The organism is Glycomyces arizonensis DSM 44726 (assembly GCF_000482705.1).
Classification (GTDB): domain Bacteria; phylum Actinomycetota; class Actinomycetes; order Mycobacteriales; family Micromonosporaceae; genus Glycomyces; species Glycomyces arizonensis.
Map to the genome: position 1 here is coordinate 257,468 of NZ_AXWO01000001.1, position 24,407 is coordinate 281,874.

21 protein-coding genes are annotated in these 24,407 nt (G+C 70.2%); 11 read left to right on the forward strand and 10 right to left on the reverse strand.

The features are described from left to right. Positions 1-32: 32 nt before the first annotated feature. From H613_RS0101135 to H613_RS0101145, 3 genes are all read left to right on the forward strand, one after another. Entirely contained in the window at positions 33-1,187 is a 1,155-nt protein-coding gene (locus H613_RS0101135) for a mandelate racemase/muconate lactonizing enzyme family protein (protein ID WP_026922340.1), read from the forward strand. Positions 1,188-1,371: 184 nt separating this feature from the next. Then, on the forward strand, positions 1,372-1,575 hold the full coding sequence (locus H613_RS23680; RefSeq protein WP_156925760.1) for an AbrB/MazE/SpoVT family DNA-binding domain-containing protein: 204 nt from the start codon (positions 1,372-1,374) through the stop codon (positions 1,573-1,575). After that, on the forward strand, positions 1,563-1,958 hold the full coding sequence (locus H613_RS0101145) for a type II toxin-antitoxin system VapC family toxin (RefSeq protein WP_169731937.1): 396 nt from the start codon (positions 1,563-1,565) through the stop codon (positions 1,956-1,958). Before H613_RS23680 ends, H613_RS0101145 begins: the two co-directional genes overlap by 13 nt. Before the next feature lie 14 nt (positions 1,959-1,972). Here H613_RS0101145 and H613_RS0101150 read toward each other — a convergent pair whose 3' ends face one another. Genes H613_RS0101150 through H613_RS0101160 form a run of 3 tightly spaced genes read right to left on the reverse strand, consistent with a single transcriptional unit; the run spans position 1,973 to position 3,838 of the window. Next, on the reverse strand, positions 1,973-2,581 hold the full coding sequence (locus tag H613_RS0101150; protein WP_156925761.1) for a hypothetical protein: 609 nt from the start codon (positions 2,579-2,581) through the stop codon (positions 1,973-1,975). After that, positions 2,578-3,387, reverse strand: coding sequence for a sulfurtransferase (locus tag H613_RS0101155; RefSeq protein ID WP_026922343.1), 810 nt, complete (start codon positions 3,385-3,387; stop codon positions 2,578-2,580). Before H613_RS0101155 ends, H613_RS0101150 begins: the two co-directional genes overlap by 4 nt. A 10-nt stretch (positions 3,388-3,397) precedes the next feature. After that, the gene (locus H613_RS0101160; protein WP_026922344.1) at positions 3,398-3,838 is read right to left on the reverse strand and encodes a deaminase; all 441 of its coding nucleotides are present in this window, start codon (positions 3,836-3,838) and stop codon (positions 3,398-3,400) included. Positions 3,839-3,967: 129 nt separating this feature from the next. Here H613_RS0101160 and H613_RS0101165 point away from each other — a divergent pair, with 129 nt between their 5' ends. The 5 genes from H613_RS0101165 to H613_RS28775 are packed head-to-tail and all read left to right on the forward strand — an operon-like array spanning position 3,968 to position 11,022. Next, positions 3,968-5,356, forward strand: a complete 1,389-nt coding sequence (locus H613_RS0101165) for a GlnX family signal transduction membrane protein (RefSeq protein WP_156925762.1) — start codon at positions 3,968-3,970, stop codon at positions 5,354-5,356. Continuing rightward, positions 5,353-6,339, forward strand: coding sequence for a glutamate ABC transporter substrate-binding protein (locus tag H613_RS0101170; RefSeq protein ID WP_026922346.1), 987 nt, complete (start codon positions 5,353-5,355; stop codon positions 6,337-6,339). Before H613_RS0101165 ends, H613_RS0101170 begins: the two co-directional genes overlap by 4 nt. 11 nt (positions 6,340-6,350) lie before the next feature. After that, positions 6,351-8,705, forward strand: coding sequence for a serine/threonine-protein kinase (locus H613_RS0101175; RefSeq protein ID WP_051392789.1), 2,355 nt, complete (start codon positions 6,351-6,353; stop codon positions 8,703-8,705). Positions 8,706-8,719: 14 nt separating this feature from the next. Further along, entirely contained in the window at positions 8,720-9,787 is a 1,068-nt protein-coding gene (locus H613_RS23685; RefSeq protein ID WP_051392790.1) for a PP2C family protein-serine/threonine phosphatase, read from the forward strand. Then, positions 9,784-11,022 (forward strand): FHA domain-containing protein, encoded by a 1,239-nt coding sequence (locus tag H613_RS28775; RefSeq protein WP_026922348.1) that lies wholly within the window; start codon positions 9,784-9,786, stop codon positions 11,020-11,022. Before H613_RS23685 ends, H613_RS28775 begins: the two co-directional genes overlap by 4 nt. Positions 11,023-11,067: 45 nt before the next feature. Here H613_RS28775 and H613_RS0101190 read toward each other — a convergent pair whose 3' ends face one another. Together H613_RS0101190 and H613_RS0101195 are read right to left on the reverse strand one after the other, a co-directional pair. Next, positions 11,068-11,895 carry an alpha/beta fold hydrolase gene (locus tag H613_RS0101190; RefSeq protein ID WP_026922349.1) on the reverse strand — a complete coding sequence of 276 codons (828 nt, stop codon included), beginning with the start codon at positions 11,893-11,895 and terminating at the stop codon, positions 11,068-11,070. Positions 11,896-11,977: 82 nt separating this feature from the next. Then, positions 11,978-12,559 carry a TetR/AcrR family transcriptional regulator gene (locus H613_RS0101195; protein WP_026922350.1) on the reverse strand — a complete coding sequence of 194 codons (582 nt, stop codon included), beginning with the start codon at positions 12,557-12,559 and terminating at the stop codon, positions 11,978-11,980. A gap of 118 nt (positions 12,560-12,677) precedes the next feature. Between H613_RS0101195 and H613_RS0101200 the strand changes: the two genes are divergently transcribed. Beyond that, a complete protein-coding gene (locus H613_RS0101200) occupies positions 12,678-12,887 on the forward strand; it encodes a CsbD family protein (protein WP_026922351.1) in 210 nt (69 codons plus the stop codon). Positions 12,888-13,081: 194 nt separating this feature from the next. Here H613_RS0101200 and H613_RS0101205 read toward each other — a convergent pair whose 3' ends face one another. Both H613_RS0101205 and nrdR read right to left on the reverse strand, forming a co-directional pair. Beyond that, entirely contained in the window at positions 13,082-17,104 is a 4,023-nt protein-coding gene (locus H613_RS0101205) for a vitamin B12-dependent ribonucleotide reductase (RefSeq protein WP_035735497.1), read from the reverse strand. A 52-nt stretch (positions 17,105-17,156) separates the two neighbouring features. Then, positions 17,157-17,621, reverse strand: a complete 465-nt coding sequence (gene nrdR, locus H613_RS0101210) for a transcriptional regulator NrdR (protein WP_026922353.1) — start codon at positions 17,619-17,621, stop codon at positions 17,157-17,159. Between the two features lie 383 nt (positions 17,622-18,004). On the opposite strand from nrdR, the gene lexA reads away from it, so the two are divergent. Next, on the forward strand, positions 18,005-18,661 hold the full coding sequence (lexA, locus tag H613_RS0101215; protein WP_245598423.1) for a transcriptional repressor LexA: 657 nt from the start codon (positions 18,005-18,007) through the stop codon (positions 18,659-18,661). Positions 18,662-18,728: 67 nt separating this feature from the next. Here lexA and H613_RS0101220 read toward each other — a convergent pair whose 3' ends face one another. Together H613_RS0101220 and hflX are read right to left on the reverse strand one after the other, a co-directional pair. Further along, positions 18,729-20,393 carry a hypothetical protein gene (locus H613_RS0101220; RefSeq protein WP_026922355.1) on the reverse strand — a complete coding sequence of 555 codons (1,665 nt, stop codon included), beginning with the start codon at positions 20,391-20,393 and terminating at the stop codon, positions 18,729-18,731. Continuing rightward, positions 20,393-21,892, reverse strand: coding sequence for a GTPase HflX (gene hflX, locus H613_RS23695; RefSeq protein WP_084546252.1), 1,500 nt, complete (start codon positions 21,890-21,892; stop codon positions 20,393-20,395). Before hflX ends, H613_RS0101220 begins: the two co-directional genes overlap by 1 nt. A 306-nt stretch (positions 21,893-22,198) precedes the next feature. On the opposite strand from hflX, the gene H613_RS23700 reads away from it, so the two are divergent. Continuing rightward, entirely contained in the window at positions 22,199-23,587 is a 1,389-nt protein-coding gene (locus H613_RS23700; protein ID WP_051392791.1) for an NAD-dependent malic enzyme, read from the forward strand. On the opposite strand, the gene dapF is transcribed toward H613_RS23700, so the two are convergent. Then, positions 23,584-24,366, reverse strand: coding sequence for a diaminopimelate epimerase (gene dapF, locus H613_RS0101235; protein ID WP_026922356.1), 783 nt, complete (start codon positions 24,364-24,366; stop codon positions 23,584-23,586). The genes H613_RS23700 and dapF overlap by 4 nt on opposite strands. Between the last annotated feature and the right edge of the window lie 41 nt (positions 24,367-24,407).

Consider the following 24,407-nt stretch of genomic DNA (forward strand, 5'->3'; position numbering starts at 1 on the left):
AACCGCTTGCTGCTGCACGAGGGGCCGCCCATATGCGCATCACTCATCTCACCACCCATGTCGTCGGCACACCATGGCGCAACCTGACCTACGTGCAGGTGCACACCGATGAGGGCCTGACCGGCGTCGGTGAGACGCGGATGCTGGGGCACACCGACGCGCTCCTGGGCTACCTGAAGGAGGCCGAGCGCAACCACGTCGCCGGCTCCGACCCGTTCGCGATCGAAGACCTCGTGGGCCGCATGAAGCGCAACGACTACGCCCGCCCCGGCGAGGTCATGTCCAGCGGCATCGCAGCGGTCGAGATGGCCTGCTGGGACATCAAGGGCAAGGCCCTGGGCGTCCCGGTATGGCAGCTGCTCGGGGGGAAGGTCCGCGACCGCATCCCGGCCTACGCCAACGGCTGGTACACCGTCGAGCGCAACCCCGAGGACTTCCACGCCGCCGCCAAGAAGGTCGTCGCGCGCGGCTACCGGGCGCTCAAGGTCGACCCGTTCGGGGCCGGCCGCGCCGAGCTCGACTGGCCGGAGTCGCGCCGGGCGATCAGCCTCATCGAGGCGGTGCGCGACGCCATCGGCGAGGACGCCGAACTGTTCCTGGAGATGCACGGGCGCTTCAGCCCGTCCACGGCGATCCGCCTGGCCCAGGCCGCGGCGCCGTTCCGGCCCGGATGGGTCGAGGAGCCGGTGCCGCCGGAGAACCTCAAGGCGCTCAAGAAAGTGTCCGACCACCTCGACCTGCCGGTGGCCACCGGCGAGCGCATCCACGACCGGGCCGAGTTCCGGGAGCTGTTCGAGCTCCAGGCGGCCGACGTGATCCAGCCGGACATCGGCAACATGGGCGGGCTGTGGGAGACCCGCAAGCTCGCGGCGACCGCCGAGACGCACTTCGTGCTCATCGCCCCGCACAACGTGGGAGGGCCGGTCCAGACGGCCGCGAGCGTCCACCTGGCGGCGGTGACGCCGAACTTCAAGATCCAGGAGCACTTCAACGACTTCGCCGACTCCGGGATCAAGGCCGTCGCGCCCGGCGCGCCCGAGGTCGACGACGAGGGCTTCTTCCCGCTGCCGACGGCACCGGGCCTGGGCGTCGAGTTCGACCCCGAGGCGGCCGCGGCGACGCCGCAGGACCGCGCCAAGTTCAACCTGTTCGCCGACGACTGGCACAAGCGCGAAGGCACCGACTGAGCGCCCGCATACCGCACTCCCATCAGAGCGCCCTCCTTGTTCCCCCGGCGAGGAGGGCGCTCTGCCGCGCCCGGGAAAAACCGGAGCAACCCTCGACGCCTTCCGCAGCGCTCAGTATCTTTACTTCATGATTGAAAAAGTAAAGAAGCAACCGAAGCGGAGAAGAGGCATGACGAAGGTGTCGGTGAAACACCAGATAACCCTGCCGGTCGCAGTGATGCGCGAGGCGGGGATCGAAGTCGGCGACGAGCTGTTCGTGCGGGCCGACCGCGAGGGCCGCGTCGTGCTGGTACGCGAGCGCGACCGCATCGACCAATGGGCCGGGTCCTTTCCCGGCCTGACCGCCGCCACGGACCTGGAGGGACTGCGCGGCGAATGGGACGAGTAGTGCTGGACAGCAGCGTGCTGCTCGGCTTGGCCGACCCGCAGGACGCCCTGCACCGCCCCTCGGCCGAAGCGCTGCGCGAGCGCCACGACATGGACTTCATCGTGCCCGCCAGTGTGTTCGCCGAGGTCATGGTCGGCGCCGTCAAGTTGGGCGATCGCACGGCGGATCGGATGGAGGCGATGGTGGACGACCTGGCCTCCGAGATATATCCGATCGACCGCGAAGTGGCGCGGGCGGCGGCGTCGGTCCGCGCCAGGCGGACCGGCGTCAGGCTCCCCGACGCCCTCGTGCTCGCCACGGGAACCGTTCTCCGAGCAGAGGTGCTGACCGGCGACAAGCGCTGGGCCGGTGAGCCCGGAAGCGTCACGGTCGTCGGGTCGTAACGGGTTCTCGTGGTTTATTCGTCCTGGGCGGCGTGGGCGTCGTTGATGCCGTTGGCGAGGCCGGCGAAGTCGTTGACGAGCGCCTCCACCGCCGCCGGGTCGGTGCCCTCGGGGGTGGTGTAGCGCATCTCGAAGATGTCGCCGCCGTCGTACCAGCCCATCTCCAGGGCCGGGCCCGCGCCGGTGTCCTCGGTGTGGACGATCCAGTACCCCGCCTCGCCGAGGCCCTCGGTGCTCTTGGAGTCCTCGGGCGCCTGCTCCTTGTAGACGTCGACGCTGGCATCGGTGCCGATGATGAACAGCGTCAGGTCGGGGTAGGCGGCCTCGCCGGTCTGGACCGCGCACGTCGCCTGGTCCGGGGCGTCCTCCCCGGTGTCCTCCTCCGGGCCGCCGGAGGCGAAGCGGAAGTCCTCGCCGGTGATCGAGTTCAGCTGCGCGCCGTCGATGAACGGGCACGCCCCGCCCGCGCTCTCCAGGTCGAGCTCGACCGTCTCGCTCGGATCGATCGAGGGCGACTGCTCGGTGTCGGCGGTCTCGACCGGGCCCTCCGGTTCGTCCTCGCCGTCACCGCACGCGCCGAGCGCGAGCAGCAGCACCGCCGGGATCGCTGCGAGTCTTCTCATCGTTCCTCCCCAGTGGCGACCTCGCGGCCGCGCGAGACCCAGTCGCTCCATGAGCCGATGTACACCGGCGGCGTCGGCAGTCCCGCGGCCGTGAACGCCAGCGCGGCACGGGCCGCACCGACCCCCGAGCCGCAGTAGAACGCCGCCTCGCGGTGGTCTTCGTACCGCCCCCGGAGCGCCTCGGCGTCGGCCAGGCCGCCCTCGGGGGCGTTGTCGCCGCTCAGCGGCAGATTGATCGCCCCGGGTATGTGCCCGGCGACGGGATCAACCGGTTCATTGTCGCCTCTGTAGCGCTCCGCGGCTCGCACATCGACCAGTTCGTGCCGCTCGGCCCAGGCCGCGGCCCCTTCGGCGTCGAGGACGGGCAGGGCGCCGGGGCGGACGGCGATGTCGCCGCGCTCGGGCTCGGGGTCGGTGTAGACCAGCGGGTAGTCGGCCGCGATCCAGGCGTCGATGCCGCCGTCGAGGACGTGGACGTCCTCGTGCCCGGCCCACCGCAGCGTCCACCAGGTGCGGGCGGCGGCCATGCCGTCGCCGTCGTCGTAGACCACGACGGTGGAGTCCTCGTTCACGCCCGCCGCGCGCAGCACCTCCTGGAGCGAGTCGGGGTCGGGCAGCGGATGGCGCCCGCCGTTCTCGCCGACGGGCCCGCAGATGTCGCGGTCGAAGTCGATCCAGACGGCGTAGGGCAGGTGGCCTTCGCGGTAGTCCGGCTCCCTGGTCGGACCCCCGAGCGTCCAGCGGACGTCGAGCACGACCGGTTCGGCGAGTCCGGCGACCTCGTCGGCGGCGATGAGTGGCCTCATGGCTCCCAGGCTATCGGAGATGCGCGTTGGGCCGTGCGGCCGCCGCGGCGAACGCCGGCATGGCCTCCACCTCGACGCCCGCCTCCCGCAGGACGGCGATGCCGCTGGGGGCCTGGACGAAGTGCTCGGGCTCGGCGATGGCGTAGACGACGCGGGCGACCTCCGCGTCGGCGAGCAGCCGCGCGCACGGCGCGGGCCGGGAGGCCCGCTGCCCGCACGGCTCCATGGTCGAGTAGACGACGGCGCCCGCGACGGAGCCTTCGGCGTGTCGCAGGGCGACCTCTTCGGCGTGGTCGTGCGGCTGCTCGGCGCGTGAATAGCCTTCGCCGACGGCCCGGCCGTCGAGGACGATCACCGCGCCGACGCTGAACGCGGTCGGCGAGGGCTCGCACCGCTCGGCGAGGGCGACGGCGCGGGCCATCCAGCGGGCGTCTGCTTCGGATTGCGGCACCGCGCCAACATACCGCGCCCGGCGCACCGAATGACGGCCGTCACGCCGCGTTGCCGCGTGCCGATACCATGAGGACGACCCCCGAACGCTGCGCTCTCGGCGACGCCCGCGCAGTCGCGAATCTGAGAGGTGAAGTTGACCGTCCAGTCTCCTCCCGCCCCGCCTCAAGCGCAGGTGCAAGGCGGACCGGCCGCGCCGGTGCCCGGCCCCGCGGGCGCCGCCGAGAGCGGGCGGCAGCGGTTCTCGCGCCTCTCCTCGTCGCTGCGCCACACGCCCGGGCAGCTGCGCGGCATCCTCGCGGTCCTGGTCGTCCTGACGCTCGGCGCGGGCGTCACCGCCGCGACCTCGATCCTCGGCAAGTCGGCCGTCATCGAGGACACCACGAGCCAGTCGGGCCGCCTGTCGGTGGCCGCGCTGGAGCTGTACCAGGCGCTGTCGCAGGCGGACGCGAGCGCCGCGAGCTCCTACCTGACGGCCGGGGCGGCCTCCGAGGAGGTCCACGACTCCTACCGGGAGGCGCTGCGCGACGCGACGGTCGCGCTCACCACGGCCGCCCGAGAGGTCGAGACCCACGCCGACGCCCAGCTGGTGGCCGAGCTGAACGCGCACCTGCCGGTCTACACGGGCCTGGTGGAGTCGGCCAGGACGTTCAACCGGCTCGGCGAGCCGGTCGGCGCCACCTACCAGCGCCAGGCCTCCACGCTCATGCGCAGCGAGATGCTCCCCGACGCGAACACGCTCCAGCACAACGCGATCGACCAGCTCAACGAGGCCAGGGACGAGGCGTCGGCATTCCCGTGGGTGGCCACGGCGCTCGCCGCGGCGGCGCTCGGCGTCCTGGTGTGGGCGCAGCTGTGGCTCACCCGCAGGACCAACCGCGTGTTCAACCTCGGGCTGGTCGGCGCGACGGTGGCGATGATCGGCATGACGGGCTGGCTGGTGCTGGTGGCGCTGGCCTCGGCGAGCCACACCGAGCGGTCCCATGAGGAGGGATCCGATCCCCTGGAGCTGCTCGCCGAGGCGCACATCACCGCCCAGCAGGCGCGCGCCGAGGAGTCGCTGCTGCTCATCGCCCGCGGCGAGGACGAGAAGGCCGACGAGCGCTACACGGACCAGATGGCGCTGCTGGTGGGCGAGGGCGGGCTGCTCGCGCAGTTGAGCGAGGCCTACGGCGACGACCCCGACCTGTCGGGGCCGCTGGCCGCGGCCGAGGAGTCGGCCGGGGCCTGGAGCGCCGGGCACGACGAGGTCATCAAGCTCGCCAAGGCCGGGTCCTACGCCGAGGCCGTGGAGCTGGCCGTCGGCGACTCGGACGAGAGCCTGGCGACCTCGTTCGACGCGCTCGACGAGCAGCTCACCGAGGCGACCGCCATCAGCGCCGAGCGGTTCGTCGACGCGACCGGCGACGCCGAGCGCTCCCTGTCGGGCGCGGCGGCCGGCCTCGCGGCGCTGAGCCTGCTGGCCCTGGTGAGCGCGGCGATCGGCATCCAGATGCGAGTGGCGGAGTATCACGCATGATTCTGCACAGGTCAACGGTTCCCCAGTCGAGCGCGAAGCGGCGGCCGCGATGGGCGGCCGCGCTGGGCGCCTGCCTCGTCGCGGCGGCCTGCTCGGGCCCGGTCTCGATCGAGCCGCCCGAGGTGGACGTGCCGACGCCGCTGCCCGAGGGCATCGACTTCGACCCCGAGATCGAGACCGGCACGGCCGACGACAGCTGCGAACCGGTCGCCTCCTACTCCCCCGGCTCGGTCACCGCCGAGCAGGCGCGGGCGACCCTGGGCGACCAGGACCTCGTCGTCATCGGCATCAGCCAGTCGACGAACCTCATGGGCTACCGGGACCCCGTCACCGGCGACCTGGCCGGATTCGACATCGACATCGCCAAGGCCATCGTCTCCCACCTCATGGGCGATGAGACGAAGGTCAAGTGGGTGCCGATGACCTCCGGCGACCGCGAGGAGGCCGTGAACTCCGGGACGGTCGACATGGTGGTGCGCACCATGACCATGACGTGCAAGCGCTGGAACAGCGTGGAGTTCTCCAGCGAGTACTACCACGGCGGCCAGCGCCTGCTCGTCCCCACCGGCTCGGGCATCGGGGGGCTGGGCGACCTGACCGCCGACCACCAGGTGTGCACCGGCAAGGGCTCGACGTCCCCGAGGAACATCGCCGAGCAGTCCGAGGCCCAGCCGGTGACCGTCCCGGACTTCAACGACTGCCTGGTGCTGCTCCAGCAGGGCACGGTCGACGCGATCACCACCGACGACTGCATCCTGGCGGGCATGGCCATCCAGGACCCGACGCTCGAGGTCGTCGGGGAGGCGTTCTCGCAGGAGCCCTACGGCATCGCCTTCGCCAAGGGCAACACCGACCTGGCCCGCTACGTCAACGGCGTCCTGGAGACCATGCGCGAGGACGGCACCTGGCAGGACATCTACGACAAGTGGCTCGCCGAGCACCTCGGCGCCGCCACCGCCCCGGACCCCGTCTACCAGGATTGAAGGTCAGCGCGATGAGCGACGAGCGGCCCGAACACACCCAGCGCTACACCCCGAGCGTCCGGCAGGTCCAGCAGAGCGACGCCGAGAACGAGTCCGATTCGGACACGCTGCGGGTGCGCAAGCGCCTGAGCACGCCCCCGGCCGTGCCCGCCGCGCCCGGCTTCGCCCCGCAGCAGACGTCCGGAGCGCCGATCTCCGCCCAGCCGGTCTCGCACGTCGTCTCCCCCGCGCAGGCCCCGCCGTCGCCGCCCCCCGCGCCCTACCGGGCTCCCGCCGCGCCGCTGCCGCAGCCGATCACCGGCCCGGTCACCCGCTCGGCGACGGCCACCTCCCGCCAGCGGGGCGGTCTGTCCGACATGCCGCCGGTCCCGCCGAGGGACCCGGCCGAGGCGGTCCTGGCCGATCCGAAGGTCCCCGAGTCGAAGCGCTTCTGCGGCTCGTGCGGGAAGCCGGTCGGGCGCCCGCAGGCGGGCCGCGGCGGCCGCGTCGAGGGCTACTGCCCGTACTGCCGGTCCCGGTACTGGTTCACGCCCTCGCTGGAGCCCGGCGACCTCCTCTCCGAGCGCTACGAGATCCTCGGCGCGATCGCCCACGGCGGCCTGGGCTGGATCTACCTGGCCAACGACAAGAACTTCGCCGACGACCTCACCCAGCGGTGGGTCGTCATCAAGGGCCTCATCAACACCACCGACGAGGACGCCATCGAGTCGGCCATCAACGAGCGCCGCTTCCTGGTCGGCATCGACCACCCGAACGTGGTCGACATCCACGACTTCGTCGCCGCCCCCGACCCGCGCTCGGGCCAGCTCCAGTCGTACATCGTCATGGAGTACGTCGCCGGCAAGTCGCTGCGCGACATCCGCGACGCGGTCGGCGAGGACGGCGACCGCAGCCCCCTGGCGCTGGAGCAGGTCCTCACCTACACCTCCGAGCTGCTCCCGGCGTTCTCCTACCTGCACGACCGCGGCCTGCTGTTCTGCGACTTCAAACCCGACAACGTCATCCACGTCGAGACCTGGCTCAAGCTCATCGACCTGGGCGCGGTGCGCCGCGTCGACGACGAGGAGTCGGCGATCTACGGCACGCCCGGCTACTCGGTGCCCAACGACGAGATCCTCTCGGTGGGCCCGTCGGTCACCTCCGACCTGTACACCATCGGCCGGTCCATGGCCGTGCTCGCCCTGCGGTTCAAGGGCTTCACCGGCGAGTTCCGCGACTCGTTCCCGCCCGCCGCCGAGACGCCCGTATTCCAGGAGTTCGGCTCCTTCCACCGGCTGCTGCTGCGCTCGTGCCACGCCGACCCGCGCTCGCGCTTCCAGGACGCCGACGAGATGCGCACGCAGGTCAAGGGCGTCCTGCACGAGGTCCAGTCGATCAAGCGCGGCGAGCCGAGGTTCGAGCCGTCGACGCTGTTCAGCCCCGAGCAGTCGGTGTTCGGCGAACCGGACGTCGAGTACGACGTCGCGGCGATCGGCGACCCGTTCGACGTCGCCCACGCCCTGCCGACCACCATGGTCGACCTGGCCGACCCGGGCGCCTCGTTCCTGGCGAGCCTGACCGCCACCGACGCGGGCGGCATCCTCGCCGAGCTCGCCACCGCGCCCGTCCAGAGCCCCGAGGTGCAGCTGCGGCGCGTGCGCACGCTCGTGAACGCCGGCGAGCTGCACGTGGCGAACGCCACGCTCGACCACTTCGCCGCCCAGGAGGGCAACACCTGGCAGGTGACGTGGATGCGGGGCATCATCTCGCTGCTGGCCGCCGACTTCCCCGCCGCCGCCGCCCACTTCGACGCCGTCTACTCGCACCTGCCCGGCGAGCTCGCGCCGCGCCTGGCGCTGGCCGCCTGCGCCGAACTGGCCGGGCGCCGCGACCTGGCGCTGCCGCACTACACGCGCATCTGGGCGTGCGACCACCGCTTCGTCTCGGCCGCGTACGGCCGGGCGCGCCTGCTCGACCTCGAAGGCCAGTCCACCGAGGCGATCACCACACTCCACCAGGTGCCGAAGACCTCCTCCCAGTACGGGATCGCGCAGACCGCGGCCATCCAGACGTCCCTGCACAGCCGCACCGCGCCGCCCTCGCTGATGGACCTGCACCACATGGCCGGGCGCCTCGACGAGCTCAAGCTCGAACCCAGGAGGCGCCACCTGGTCTCGACGAGGATCCTGCACGCGGCGATCGACCTGGTCGCCCGCACCGGCCCGGCCGCCGAGCCGCCGATCTTCGGCGCCGCGCCCGAAGAGCGCGAACTGCGTCTGGCGCTGGAGGCGGCCTACCGTAGGCTCGCCCACACCTGCACCGGCCGCGAGGACCAGGTCTACTACTTCGACCAGGCCAACCGCCACCGCCCCCGCACGATGCTGTAGCGAAGGAGCACCGAATGCCGTCCTCACCGACAGCCACGCAAGGCCCCGCGAAGCACTGCCCCTCCTGCGGCCTGGACGCCGACGTCGGACGCTACTGCGAGGCGTGCGGCGGCGACCTGGTCGAGCACGAGCGCCCCGCCGAGACGGCCGCGTGGCTCTCCTCGGCCGCCACCGAGGACAACCCGGAGCACCCCGGCGGCTCGGACGACCACACCTCGTTCTCCCTGCCGGGGATCGGCGCGGCGACCGACGTGGGCAAGCGCCACCACTACAACCAGGACTCCCTGGCGATCAGCCTCGCCGACGACGGCCGCAAGATCGCGGTCGTGTGCGACGGCGTCTCGGGCGCGTCCGACTCCGAGCGGGCCTCGCTGGCCGGGGTTGAAGCGGCCGTCACTGAGATCCGCGCCGCACTCGGCGAGGGGCTCAGCGCCGAGGACGCCTCGCGGCGCGGCGTGAGCGCGGCCCACTCGGCGGTGGCCGCGGTCGGCAAGCAGTACCCGAACTCGCCGCCGTCCTCGACGTACGTCTCCGCGGTGGTGGAGGGAAACCAGGCCGTCCTGTGCTGGGTGGGCGATTCGCGCGCCTACTGGGCCGGGGAGAAGGAGGCCAGGTGCCTCACCGTCGATGACACGATTCACGCCCGGCTCGAATACCAGGGCGTGGACCCCTCGGACGACCGGTACAAGAACCCGTACTCGAAGGCGCTGCTGGCCTGGCTGGGGGCCGACGCGCCGACCCTGAACCCGAACCTCCTCCGAGTGGACCTCGGCGGCGGACATGTCGTAGTGTGCAGTGACGGTCTGTCACGCTATTTCGACGAGGACGCCGATCTGCTGCCCTTGCCGGACGGCGGTGTTGGCGACAAGGCTGTAGCGTTGACACGACAAGCGCTCGCGCACGGCGGGCACGACAACATCAGTGTCGCGGTGGTGGAACTCGAATCCCCCGGTTCGGTCCAGGTCGACGAGCATGCGCAGGAACATGCCGATCCGGATCCCGAGCAGGGTGATTCCACATCGCTGCTCGGTGTCGCCAGTGAGGCCGAGTACACGGAACTGCTTGGAGGGGGACGACCTTGACCTACCAGCCGACCTACCCCGGCGGCGGTGCCCCACAGCCGGGCGGATACCAGTGTGCCTGCGGGGCGTTCCCCCAGGCCCAGTTCTGCGAGCAGTGCGGTACGCCGAACCCGGCGTGGCAGCAAGGCCAACCCCCGCAGTCGCCGGCCGCGTTCGGGCAGGGCTACCCGCCGAACGACCCGTACGCCCAGCCGCAGCAGCAGGACCCCTACGGCCAGCAGCAGCCCGGTTACGGCCAGCAGGATCCGTACGGGCAGCCGCAGCAGCAGCAGGACCCCTACGGCCAGCAGCCCGGCTACGGTCAACAGGACCCCTACGGCCAACCGCAGCAGCAGGGGTACGGCCAGCAGGATCCGTACGGTCAGCCCCAGCAGCAGGACCCGTACGGCCAGCAGCCGGGATACGGTCAGCAGGACCCCTACGGCCAGCCGCAGCAGCAGGACCCGTACGGGCAGCCGCCGCAGCAACAGGACCCCTACGGCCAGCAGCCGGGATACGGGCAGCAAGACCCCTACGGCCAGCCCCAGCAGCAGGACCCGTACGGACAGCAGCCCGGCTACGGTCAGCAGGATCCCTACGGCCAACCGCAGCAGCAAGACCCCTACGGGCAGCCGCAGCAGGACCCGTACGCGCAGCAGTACGGCGCCCCGGCCTCGGCTCCGCCCGCGCCCACGTCGGCGCCTCCCGGGCCGCCTCCGGGCGTCCCGGCCGCGCCGTTCGGCGCCCCGACCTCCGCTCCCCCGTCCGCGTCGCCGACCAGCGGGTTCAGCGTCCCCGACTCGCAGCCGCACGACCTGGCGTCGAACTACGCGCCGCCCGGCCAGGCCACGGCGACGCGCTGGATCGTGGCCGTGACGGCCGACCAGGGCTACTTCAACAAGGTGGCCGCCTCGGACGGGGCCTCGCAGCTGCAGTACCCGTCGTTCGCCAAGCCGCGGCGCTTCCCGCTGGACAAGGGCGAGCTGACGATCGGCCGCTACAGCGCCAAGCGCGGCGTCACGCCGGACATCGACCTGTCCGGCGACGTGGCCGACCCCGGTGTGAGCGCGCAGCACGCGAAGCTGTTCGCCAAGCCGGACGGCTCCTGGACGATCATGGACGTGGGCTCCTCGAACGGGACGTTCCTCAACGGCTCGGACGAGCCGCTGGCGCCGAACGTGGAGATCGTGATCGGCGACGGCTCCTACCTCAACATCGGGGCCTGGACGCGCCTGACGATCCACTACGAGGGCTAGCAGACCGCAAACGGGGGCCGGACGCGAGTCCGGCCCCCGTTTCGTCTACCTGCCGGTGATGAACGCGGTGACGCGCCGGTTGACCTCGGGGCTGACCAGGACCTTGCGGTGCCCGAGCCCGCTGGTGCCCACCAGCTCGGCGTTCGGCCAGGCGGCGGCCAGCTCCTCGGCGTGGCGGAACGGGTTGGGCCGGTCGCCCTTGTCGTGGACGATGAGCGCGGGGGCCTCCACGGGCGGGTCCAGGAGGGTGATCTTCGAGAGCTCGACGTCGGCGCGCTGCTCGGCCATCGGGATGAGGCGCCCGATGATGCGCGGGCCGACCGGGACGATGGCGCCGAGGGTGTCGTTGAAGCCGCTGGTGCCGCCGATGAACGGGGCGATCATGGCCAGGCGGGTGCCGACCGGGTCGAACCCGGCCTCGCGCATGGCGAGCACCGAGGTCAGGCAGCCCATGGAGTGCGCCACGACCGCGTGCGGCGCGCCGAACTTGTCCAGTGCGGCGCTCATGGCGCCGACCAGATGCGGGCCGTTGGAGTAGTCCGGCCCCCACGGGCCCGGGCCGGAGTTGCCGTGGCTGGGGGCGTCGAAGGCCACCACGCGCATGCCGTTCGCCACCAGGCTCGCGCCGATGAAGTCGAGGTCGCCGGTGCATCCGCCCCAGCCGTGGACGAGGTAGACCAGGGGTCCCTCGCCCCAGTCGTAGCCCCACACTTCGCTGCCGAGGCAGTCGAGGGTGAAGACCTCGGCTCCGGCGGGGGCCTTGCCCCGCAGGCGCTTCTCGGGGCCGCCGGGGACCTTGAACCACAGCTTGCTCAGGACCTTGGCCGCCGGGCCGGGCGCGAAGCGCTCGGCGGCGGCGAAGGCGGCACGCACATGCCAAGGGGCACGAACGGTCGTGCTTTTCTTTGCGGGGGCGGCGGCCCCTTGCTGCTGCGCCATGTATCGACCTTCCCGATCAGTTGCTGCGACCGTCGACGAGCCGGTCGAACGCCTCCCAGGCGCGATCGGCGGCGTCGGGATTGCTGAGAATGCGGCTCATCCAGTTGTAGGACAGCAGGATGCCGAAGACCTCCTGCGCCACCTGCGAGACGTCGGTGCCTTCGCGGAACTCGCCCTCGGCGACCGCCGTGGCGGTGATCCTGGCGAGCGAGTCGAGCATGTCCCGCTGCTCGGTGACCATGAGGTCGTGCAGCGGGCCGGGCAGATCGTCGAACTCGGCGGCGGCGGCCAGGAACAGGCAGCCGCCCGGGTGGGCGTACCAGCGCATCCAGTACTCCACGATCGCCCGGAGCCGGGTGACCCCGCGCGGCTTGGCCAGCGCGGGCCTGATCACCTCGTCGACGAACTGCTCGGCGTTGCGCTCCATGCACGCCAGTTGCAGCGCCTCTTTCGACTTGAAATGCGCGTAGACCCCCGACTTCGACATGTCGGCTGCGGCGGCCAGCGACCCGATGGTCAGCCCCGACAGGCCGCTGTAGCGGGCCATGCGGACGGCGACGTCGAGAATCGCCTGCCTGGTGAGTTCGCCCTTGCGCACGCCATAAAACTAGCACGGTCGTGCTGAAAAATCGAGGCGTGTCCTCACCGTCACGATTGAGCCCCGCCCAGACGGGTATCCACTGCCGGCAAGACGCACTCGAGGGAAGGGACGAGCCATGGGGTTCGACCAGGCGAAGGACAAGGCCAAGCAGAAGATGGGCGAGGCCAAGGAGAAGGTGGGCGACGCCACCGACAACGAAGACCTCGAGAACTCGGGCAAACGCGACCAGGTCGTCGGCGAAGCCGAGGAGGCCGGTCACGACCTGCGCGACAAGGCCGCAGGCGCCGTCCACGACTTCAAGGAGAAACACGACGACGACGAGTGACCCCGCTCGCCCGTCACCAGACGCCCGGTCCCTGCCGTCCAGTACGGCGGGGGCCGGGCCCTTTTCCGCATCCCGAACGGCGATGACCGCGGTCCGCTCCGACCGGACCCGGGTCCCGTCGGCTTCCGACGATCGGATGCAGACGCGAAACGGGGCGAAGAACGCCTCGCGCTCCCCGCCCCGCTCCAGAACGGCTAACTGCAACCGCTGGTCGCGCCGCAGCCCTCGCAGGCATAGCACGAACCGGCCGGACGCATCTTCGTGCCGCAGTTCATGCACAGCGGCGCATCGGCGCTCCTGGCCTGGGCCGAGTTCAAGACGTCGTCGCCTGCGGGCTTCGACTCCAGCTTCAGCTGCTGCTTCGCGGCCTCCTCGATCGGCGCGGACGCCCGCATCTCGTCGAGGTCGACGGCGGACTCCGCATTGACCTTGGACGGGTCCTCGCCGTTGACCTCGGCCGTGCGCTCGTCCGTCGTCAGGATCCCCAGCGCCGCCCGCTCGTCGTAGGGCAGGTAGTCCAGCGCCAGGCGCCGGAAAATGTAGTCCACCACCGAAGCGGCCATGCGGATGTCCGGGTCGTCGGTCATGCCCGCCGGCTCGAACCGCATGTTGGTGAACTTCTCCACGTACTTCTCAAGCGGCACGCCGTACTGCAGCGCGATCGAGATCGCCACCGAGAACGCGTCCATGACGCCCGCCAGGGTCGAGCCCTGCTTGGACATCTTGAGGAAGACCTCGCCGAGCCCGTCGTCGGGGTACGACGACGAGGTCATGTAGCCCTCCGCGCCGCCGACGGTGAACGACGTGGTCTGGCTCGGGCGGCGCTTGGGGAGCTTGCGGCGCACCGGGCTGTGGACGGACATCTCCTCGACGACCTTCTCCACGACCTCCTCGACCGCGGCGTCGATCTCCTTCTTCTTGGCGGACAGCGGCTGCCCGACCTTGCAGTTGTCGCGGTAGACCGCCAGCGCCTTGAGGCCGAGCTTCCAGCCCTGGAAGTAGATCTCCTCGAAGTCGGCCACGGTGGCGCTCTCGGGGACGTTCACGGTCTTGCTGATGGCGCCGGACAGGAACGGCTGCACGGCGGCCATCATGTGGACGTGGCCCATCGGGGAGATGGCCCGCTCGCCCATGGCGCAGTCGAACACCGAGTAGTGCTCCTCGGCGAGCGCCGGAGCGCCCACCACATGGCCGTGCTCGGCGATGTAGTCGACGATGGCCTTCGCGTCCTCCTCGTTGTATCCGAGGCTGGCGAGGGCGCGCGGCACGGTCTGGTTGACGATCTCCATCGAACCGCCGCCCACGAGCTTCTTGTGCTTGACCAGCGCCAGGTCCGGCTCGATGCCCGTGGTGTCGCAGTCCATCATGAAGGAGATGGTGCCGGTCGGCGCGAGCACCGAGGCCTGCGCATTGCGCCATCCCTGCTGCGCCCCAATGCCATTGCCGCGGTCCCATTCGGACTTGGCCGCTTCGATGATGGACGCGTCGACGTCGCCGAAGGTGCGGACCTCGGCGGCCGCCTCGGCGTGCTTGCGCATGACGCGCTGGTGCGGTTCGGCGTTGATCGCATAGCCCGCGTACGGGCCGACGGCACCGGCCAACTCGGCCGAGCGGCGATAGGACACGCCGGTCATCAACGAGGTGATCGCCGCGGCGATCGCGCGGCCCTCATCGGAGTCGTAGGCGTGGCCCGAGGCCATGAGGAGGGCGCCCAGGTTCGAGTACCCGATCCCGAGCTGGCGGAAGTCGCGGGTGGTCTGCCCGATCTTCTCGGTCGGGAAGTCCGCGAAGGAGATCGAGACCTCCATGGCGGTGATGACGAACTCGACGGTCTTCACGAACCGCTCGACGTCGAACGAGCCGTCATCGCCGAGGAACTTCATGAGGTTGAGACTCGCGAGGTTGCAAGACGAGTCATCGAGACTCATGTACTCCGAGCAGTTGGAGACGACGACGCCGCTGACGATGTAGGAGTGGTTGCGCGGCTCGGTGAGGTTGTAGGTCGTCTCGAATCCGACGCTCTCGCGGCTGGTGAGCCGCACCGTGCGGTCGGTGTTGTAGCGGGTCTTGAAGTCGAGCATCGACGCGAGCTTCGCGGACTTCCGGGGCAGGGCGAAGCCGATGAGCGCGGCGAACTCGACCATCGACGGCCCGCTGATCCGAAGGTCGAAGAACGGCCCTTCAGACGCGTACTCGACCTCGGTGCCGTCCTTCCTCGTGTACTGGAACTTCGCGTCCTTGTTCTCGGTGCGGTAGATCCGCGCGCTGATACCTAGAGAAGACAGGGTTTCCTGCACCCCGAGCAGCAGCTCCTCGGACTTGCTTCCAAGCCCCACGTACCGGGTCCCGTTGTCCTGTTCGACGACACAGCCGTCAGCGTCGAACAACCCCTGCAGGAAATCGGTGAGAGTTTCCTCCGGGGCTTCGAAAAGCGACTCCGGAAACACCTTCTGCGCCGCTCTCTCGGTCGAGAAACCGAGCGCTTTGAAGAACTCCGCGAGATTCGAACGCAGTGCTCGGAGTTGCTGCGTGCCATTGGGCTGCAGACTCGGCTTGCTCACATGCCCGGTGAACCGCTCCAGCATTCGCTGGTGACGAGGCAGGAGCTCCCGCTGCTCCTCCTCGGTCCCGTACACCGTGACGACACCGTTCTTCTTAAGGCAGCCGTCGCCGACCAGCCAGCCCATGAAGTGGGCGAGGTCAGGGTCTTCGCCCCACTTCTCAGGCAGGTTGACGGCGGCGATGTTGTTGTGCACGCCACGCTGCTGCGCCGCGTCCAGGGCGGCTCGCGGGATCTGAACGCTGGACGAGGCGCGCGGCGCATACTGGTTGGAGCGGACGACCTTGTCCTCCGGCTGGAGCTGGTCGGCGTGGACCCATCCGCGGTTCTTCGTCCAGAGCCGGTGGTTCGGGGTGCAGCGGAGCCGCGAGCCGTCCGAGAAGCGGAGTTCGACGATCTCGTTGGTGCCGGTGACCATGTACTGGACCGGGTTGGTCGCCACGACGCGGTCCGCCGCGTCGGTCTCGGCGGTGACGTCGTTGGTGAAGACGGCGAACGTCTCGCCTTCGGCCGAGCGCCGCACCAGATCGCCGATCTTGATGAGGCCCTTGTCGGTGACCACGCGCTCATCCGCGGGGAAGCAGGGGTTGGACGCGTAGATGCGGTCGGTGTTGGGGTTGGTGTGCCAGTCGTTGATGATGTCGTCGTACTGGATGCCCGGGTCGGCGCACTCCCAGGCGGCCTCGGCCATCTTGCGGAAGACCTCGCGGGCGTCGCGGCGGGCGATCTCCTTGCCGTCGAGGCGGCCGGTCAGGGCGTAGTCCGTGCCGTCTTCAACGGCGCGCATGAACTCGTCGGAGACGCGCACCGAGTTGTTGGCGTTCTGGTACTGGACCGAGAACATGTCCTCGCCGCCGAGGTCGACGTCGAAGCCGGCGTCGCGCAGGGCCCGGATCTTGTCCTCTTCGCGGGCCTTGGTGGCGATGAAGTCCTCGATGTCGGGGTGGTCGACGTCGAGGACGACCATCTTGGCGGCCCGGCGGGTGGCGCCGCCGGACTTGATGGTCCCGGCCGAGGCGTCGGCGCCGCGCATGAAGCTGATCGGACCGGAGGCGTTGCCGCCGGAGGACAGCAGCTCGGCCGAGGCCCGGATCTTGGAGAGGTTGACCCCGGCGCCGGAGCCGCCCTTGAAGATCATCCCCTCTTCCTTGTACCAGTCCAGGATCGAGTCCATGGTGTCGTCGACACTGAGGATGAAACACGCTGATACCTGTTGCGACGCTTCGGTCCCGACGTTGAACCACACTGGAGAGTTGAAGCTGAAGTACTGGTGGAGGAGGAGCCAGGTGAGTTCGTCGGCGAAGATCTGGGCGTCGGCGCTGGTGGCGAAGTAGCCGTTCTTCTCGCCCGCGGTGTGGTAGGCGTGGACGACGCGGTCGATGAGCTGCTTGAGGCTCCGTTCCCTCTGGGGGGTGTCCACGGCGCCGCGGAAGTACTTCGAGGTGACGATCTGGGTGGCGTTCTGGCTCCAGAACTCCGGGAACTCGACGCCGCGCTGCTCGAAGTTGACCGAGCCGTCGCGCCAGTTCGTCATGACGACGTCGCGGGACTCCCACTGCACTTCGTCGTACGGGTGGACGCCCTCGGTAGTGAACACACGTTCGATTCGCAGGCCCTCGCCGGTCTTCTTCACGGCGTTCTTGGCGGTCTTCGGCATGTCTCCTCGCCCCTGTCTCTCATGCCCTGGTGATTTCGGTTGTGCTGGTGTTCTAGCCGTCGTGGTTGGCGGCGTTCTGCTCGCGCAGCCGCGCGATGGCGGCCTCGAAGTCCTCGAGTGATTCGAAGCCGCGGTAGACGCTGGCGAAGCGCAGGTAGGCGACCTCGTCGAGCTGGCGCAGCGGTTCGAGGATCGCGAGGCCGACCTCGTGGCTCGGCACTTCGGCGGCGCCGCGCGAGCGGATCTCGTCCTCAACGGCCTGTGCGAGCTTCGCCACATCGTCGGTGTCGACCGGCCGCCCCTGGCAGGCCTTCCAGACGCCCTGCTTGACCTTGGCGCGGCTGAACGGCTCGGTGGCGCCGCTGCGCTTGACCACGGCGAGGACGGATTCCTCGACGGTGGTGAAGCGCTTCTCGCACTGCTGGCAGACCCGGCGGCGGCGGATGATCTTTCCGTCTTCGGCCTCTCGGGAGTCGACCACGCGGCTGTCGGGATGACGACAGTAAGGGCATCGCATCGCTACTCTCCTTCTTGGCGGTCGTCTTCCCGGTGAAGCCTGCGGGCCGCTGATCGGCTCGGTTCCGCGAATCGCGGGGCCCGGTCACCGTGCGTGGGCTAAAACCCCAACACCTAGTGAGAGACGATACATCACACCACAAGATCTAGTGGCAATGGTAGCTCGATTTGGCACATATTCGAGCGAGGAGGGTCGCCGGATGCCGTTCAGCTCACCATATTCGAGGCGAACACCCGTGCGGGGAACGGGGAAAGACGATCACGCCCACATTCAGGCGACTGCGGCGACACGCCGAAGTCGCACGAATGTTTGACTTGACACCGAGCCTGAGTTACATTGTCGGAATCAGACATACCGTCCCATTTGTCTTACAGGAGCTTCCTGTGGCTACCGAGACCACGACAGCCAGGGCGAAGACGCGCAAGCTGACTCGCCGGCAACAGCAAGTCCTCGAGTACATCGAGGAGTTCATCAACAACAAGGGGTATCCCCCCAGCGTCCGGGAGATCGGCGCGGAGGTCGGCCTGGCGTCGGCTTCGAGCGTCGCCTACCAGATGAAGCAGCTCGAACGCAAGGGATACCTGAACCGCCTGGCGGGGCGTCCGCGCGCCGTCGGCGTCAAGCAGTCGACGCCGGGGGGCGTGCAGACCTGCTCGCAGCACCCGCGTCCGCGCTATGTCCCGATGGTCGGCGAGATCGCCGCGGGGCAGCCGATCCTCGCCGAGGAGCGCGACTACGACGTCATGCCGCTGCCGGCGGAGTTCGTCGGCGAGGGCATCCACTTCCTGCTTCGGGTCAAAGGCGACTCGATGATCGAAGCGGCCATCACCGACGGGGACTGGGTCGTGGTGCGTCAGCAGCCCGACGCGCTCAACGGCGAGATCGTGGCCGCCATGATCGATGGCGAGGCCACCGTCAAGACGTGGAAGCGCAAGGGCGGCAAGCCGTGGCTGATGCCCGCCAACTCGCTGTACGACCCGATCGACGCCTCGGAGGCCGAGATCCTCGGCCGGGTCGTCGCCGTCCTCCGGAAGATCTGATCCGCCCCGCGGCCCGGTGGGCCGCACACCGATAGGCGCGCGGTCGCACCAGTGAGTGGGTGCGCCGTTAGCGCCGTCGTCCGTCGTCTTGCGGCGGGCCCCAATAGCCCTCGTCGGCCTCCCGCTCGTCTCCCCGCCCGCCGCCGGCCCCGTAGACCGTCCCGGGCGATTCGACATCGGGGGACTGCCCGCCCGCGCCGTAGACGCCGCCTTGGCGGGGGGTGCCGTAGGTGCCGCCCGCGGGCGGTGCCGGTTCGGCCGCGAAGGATTCGCCGGCGTTGTTGTAGATGCTGCCCTGTCCCGCGCCTTCGAAGGCCCCGTACTGGGGTTCGGAGCGGGCGCCGTACGCCGTGCCCGGCTGCTCGGCCTTGGGTTCGGCCGCGCCGTAGACGCTTCCGGCCGCCTCGGGCCTGGCGCCGCCGTAGACGTTGCCTCCCGCTTCGGCCCGTTTGGCGCCGTAGACGTTCCCGGCCGCCTCGGCTTTGGGAGCGCCGTAGACCGATCCGCCTTGGGCGATCTGGCCGACCTCGGCGTCGGGCTGGCCGGCCTCGAGTCCGATGTCGACCGGGTCGGGAGGGCCGCCCTTGAGGTCGCCGAAGGGCGATTCCTCGGCGGCGGCGGTCTCGGTGTCGTCGTCCTCTTCGGCGGCGGCGCGCTGGCGCCGTGATTTGCGGATGGCGAAGATGCCGCCGACCATCACGATGAAGCCGACGACGGCGATCGCGGCCAGGATCCTGACGATGTTGTCGAATCCGAGGTCGAGGATGAAGTCGACGATGCCGCCGCCGCTCTTCTCGCCGGCGGCCTGGTCGTCGGCGGCTTCGGCGGTGTCCTCGGTGGCAGGGGCCTCGGGGGCGGCCGGGGTGTACTTGTTGATCGAGGCGAAGGTGTCCTCGCTGTCCAGTTGCGAGAGCGTGATGAAGTTGCCCTCGGCGTCGTAGGTGATGTCCTGGGCGTCGCCTTCGTCGGCGAGGGGGGTGAGGGTGGGTTCGCCGCCGGTCAGCGCGCCGAGGACGTCGCCGCCTTCGACGGGCCATTCGTAGGCGGTGTCGGCGGTGCGGAGCACCACCTTCGTGGCGTCGGCGTTGAGGGCCGCGCCGGTGACCGAGCCGCCGTTCGCGAGGGTGACCGCTCCCGCCTTCTCCATGGGAGTGTCGTATTCGAGCATGTCGCCGGTCGGCTGGTACAGGTTCGCCTCGCCGTCGCCCGCGGTGATGAACACCGGCGTGTCGACGTCGGGGAGGATCAGGAACGCCGCGGTCTCCTCCGGGCCGTCGGGGAAGACGAACCGGTACATGACGTTGTTGGACAGGTTGCCCGGCTCGACCTGGTTGAGGGCGATGCTGTCGCGGTCGGTCGCCTCGCCGGTGTCGGCGACCCAGAGGTAGCCGTCGGTGTCGAGCGCCAGCGCCTCGGGGTCGCGCGGCTGGTGGTCGATGAAGACCTCGTCTTCGGTGCGGGGGTTGCAGTCGGCGCCGACGTGCTCGACGGACAGGGTCGGGTCCTGGTTCTCGCCGTTGACGACGACCCACCAGCCGTCGTCGCCCGCGGTGGTGATGCCGGAGGCGCCGCGCAGTCGGTAGTCGTGCAGGCCGCAGAGCTGCTCCGGGCCGGTCGCCTCTTCATTGTCTTGGGCATATGCCGGAGACGCGGCCGTCGCCAGGAGGGCACCTGCCGCCCCGGCGACGAGTCGCGTTGTCCAGGCAGGACGGATCCCACGGCGCTCTCGCATCAGGCAAGTGTTCCAGAACACGCCTGCACGATAGCGGGACCCCGGTGAGACATGTTCAAGGCCACGGGAGATAAGTCCGATTCAAGGACGAAAGGCCGCAATTCCCCTGCGAGTGCGGGGTCGACGCGGACGTCCATCACCGTCCCGTCACCGCGGTGCTCGGTGGAGAGGACCTCGCCGCGCGAGCGCACGCGCGAGACCAGGTCGCCGCGGACGTACGGCACGCAGACCCGCAGCGTCACGTCCGGCTGCGGCAGGGCCCGCTCGATCGCGTCGCGCAGCTTGTCGACGCCTTCGCCGGTGCGGGCGGAGACGAACACCGCGTCGGGCCAGTCGGACCGCAGCTGGAGCAGGCGGTCGGGGTCGACCGCGTCGACCTTGTTGACCACGAGCAGTTCGGGGACGTCCTCGGCGCCGACCTCGGCGAGCACCTCGCGGACCGCGTCGGCCTGGCCGACGGGGTCGGGGTGCGAGCCGTCGACGACGTGCACGACGAGGTCGGACTCGGCGACCTCTTCGAGGGTCGAGCGGAACGCCTCGACGAGCTGGTGCGGCAGGTGGCGGACGAAGCCGACGGTGTCGGAGACGGTGTACTCGCGGCCTTCGGCGGTGCGCGAGCGCCTCGTGGAGGTGTCGAGCGTGGCGAACAGGGCGTCCTGGACGAGGATGCCCGCGCCGGTGAGGGCGTTGAGCAGGCTCGACTTGCCGGCGTTGGTGTAGCCGGCGATGACGGCGCCCGGGACGCGGTTGCGGGTGCGCGAGTCGCGCTTGGTCTCGCGGGTGACGGTGAGCTTGGCCAGTTCGCGGCGGAGCTTGGCGACCTTGGCGCGGATGCGGCGGCGGTCGGTCTCGAGCTTGGTCTCGCCGGGTCCGCGGAGGCCGACGCCGCCGTTGGATCCGGCGCGGCCGCCGGCCTGGCGGCTCATGGCCTCGCCCCAGCCGCGCAGGCGCGGCAGGAGGTACTGGAGCTGGGCGAGTTCGACCTGGGCCTTGCCCTCGGCGCTCTTGGCGTGCTGGGCGAAGATGTCGAGGATCAGGGCGGTGCGGTCGATGACCTTGACGTTGACGGCCTTCTCCAGGGCGATCAGCTGGCCGGGCGAGAGCTCGCCGTCGCAGATGACGGTGTCGGCGCCGAGCGCCTCGACGACGTCCTTGACCTCGCGGACCTTGCCGGAGCCGATGAACGTGCCGGGGTCGGGCTTGGAGCGGCGCTGGATGAGGCCGTCGACGACGACGGATCCGGCGGTTTCGGCCAGGGCGGCCAGTTCGTTCAGGGAGTTCTCGGCGTCTTCGGCGGTGCCCTCGGTCCAGACGCCGACGAGGACGACCTGCTCGAGGCGCAGGCGCCGGTATTCGGCGTCGCTGACGTCGGCGAGTTCGGTGGAGGCCAGACCGGAGACGCGTCGCAGCGCCTGGCGCGCCTCCAGGTCCAGTTCCCCGGTGGACGGGGTCTCCGTGGTGTTCGCGGAAGATTGTTCGTTCAAGTTCTGATACTCCATCTGCATCGCCTCAAGCTTGACACGTATTCGCGTCGATACGAAGCGAATATTCGGTGCCGCGCTCGCCCTTTGTCCGGTGTGGGCGGGGACACGCCCGATCGGGCGGGGGCGGCGGTGGGGCTGTGTCCGGGGTCGCCCGGGGCGGGAGGCGCGCGGGCGGCGGTCACGGCCGGGGCGGGCGCGCGGGCGGCCCCGGGAGAAACGGTGGCAGAATTGCCGTACCCGGGTGCTGCGCCCACGACGTGGCGTTTCGGCCTCGCGGTGCTCGTTTTCCAGTTCACAGCGTGGTGACTATCAAGGAGTGGCATGACTTCTGCGCGACTGACCAGCGCCGGTTTCTCGATCACGGTCCGGTTGGCGCTCTCGGCCGATCCCGGCGCGGCCGGGCGGCTGGCCACCGTCGTAGGGCAGGCGGGGGCCATCGTCACCGCGCTCGACGTGGTCTCCTCTGACAGCAGGCGCATGGTCGTGGACCTCACGTGCGACACCTCCGACGCCGCGCACGCCGAGCAGGTGACCCAGATCCTCGGGGCGATGCCGGACTTCGACGTCAAGAAGGTCTCGGACCGGACGTTCCTGATGCACTTGGGCGGCAAGATCGAGGTGCAGCCGAAGGTGCCGCTGAAGAACCGCGACGACCTGTCGATGGCGTACACGCCGGGCGTGGCGCGGGTGTGCATGGCGATCGCCGAGAACCCCGACGACGCGCGGCGCCTGACGATCAAGCGCAACACGGTCGCGGTGGTCTCGGACGGCTCGGCGGTGCTGGGACTGGGCAACATCGGCCCCGAGGCGGCGATGCCGGTCATGGAGGGCAAGGCGGCCCTGTTCAAGAAGTTCGCGGGGGTGGACGCGTGGCCGGTGTGCCTGGACACGCAGGACACCGACGAGATCGTGGACATCGTGACGGCGCTGGCGCCGACGTACGGGGGCATCAACCTGGAGGACATCGCCGCGCCGCGCTGCTTCGAGATCGAGGCGCGCCTGCGCGAGAAGCTCGACATCCCGGTGTTCCACGACGACCAGCACGGGACGGCGATCGTGGTGCTCGCGGCGCTGACGAACGCGCTCCGCGTGGTCGGCAAGGACTTCGCGGACGTGCGGGCGACGGTCGTGGGCTGCGGCGCGGCCGGGACGGCGATCATGCGGCTGCTGGCGAAGGCGGGGATCGGCGACATCGTGCCGGTGGACCGGGACGGGGCGCTGCACCGGGAGCTGGAGACCGACAACGAGACGTGGAAGTGGCTGGCCGAGAACTTCAACAAGGACGGCTACGCCGGGGACCTGTCGGGCGCGGTCGAGGGCTCGGACGTGTTCATCGGGGTGAGCGCGCCGAACATTCTCAAGGGCTCGGACGTGGCGAAGATGGCGAAGGACCCGATCGTGTTCGCGCTGGCCAACCCGGACCCGGAGATCAGCCCGACCGAGGCGGCGCGCTATGCGGCGATCGTGGCGACGGGCCGGTCGGACCAGCCGAACCAGATCAACAACGTGCTGGCGTTCCCGGGGGTGTTCCGGGGGCTGCTGGACGCCCAGGCGCGCGGGTGGAACGACGAGGCCGCGCTGGCGGCGGCGATGGCGATCGCCGACAGCGTCGGCGAGGAGCAGGTGAACGCGACGTACATCGTGCCGAGCGTGTTCGACCCGCACGTGGCCCCGGCGGTGGCGGCCGCCGTCAAGGAGGTCATGCGTTAGAGGCGGGCGGTGCCTTCGGCGACGATGGCGGCGGGCCCGGCGAGGTGGATCGTCTCGTCCGCGACGGTGACCGTGAGGGTCCCGCCGGGGACGTCGACCTCGCAGGTGCCGGTGTCGCTCCCGGCGCGGCGCAGCGCGACGGCGGCGACGGCGCAGGCGCCGGTGCCGCAGGAGAAGGTCTCGCCGACGCCGCGCTCGTGGACGCGCATGCGGACGTGGGGGGCGGTGCCGACGACGAATTCGACGTTGACGCCGTCGGGGAAGACCGCGGGGTCGAAGCGCGGCTGCCGGTGCAGGTCGAGCGCGTCGAGCTCGTCGGTCTCGCCGAGGTGGCAGACCAGGTGCGGGTTGCCCATGGAGACGGCCTGACCGGGCCACTCGAAGCCTTCGAGGCCGGCCTGTGAGGTGGGGCCGAACGTCGCCGGGCCCATGTCGACGCTGAACTGGTCGCCTTCGAGGCGCACGTGCTTGACGCCGCCGCGGGTGGCCACGGGGATCTCGGGCCCGTCGGCGAGGCCCTGTTCGAGCAGGTAGCGGGCGAACACGCGGACGCCGTTGCCGCACATCTCGGCGATCGAGCCGTCGGCGTTGCGGTAGTCCATGAACCACTTGGTCCCGGGTTCGGACGACGGCGCGACGCGCAGGAGGCCGTCGCCGCCGATGCCGAAGCGGCGGTCGCACAGCGCGGCCACGTCGGCGGGCGCGAGCGGGCGTTCGTCGGCCAGGTCGGGGACGATGACGAAGTCGTTGCCGGTGCCGTGCCCCTTGGCGAAGTGGATCGTGGTCACACGCCAATTGTGCCGCATGGCTCCGAGATAGC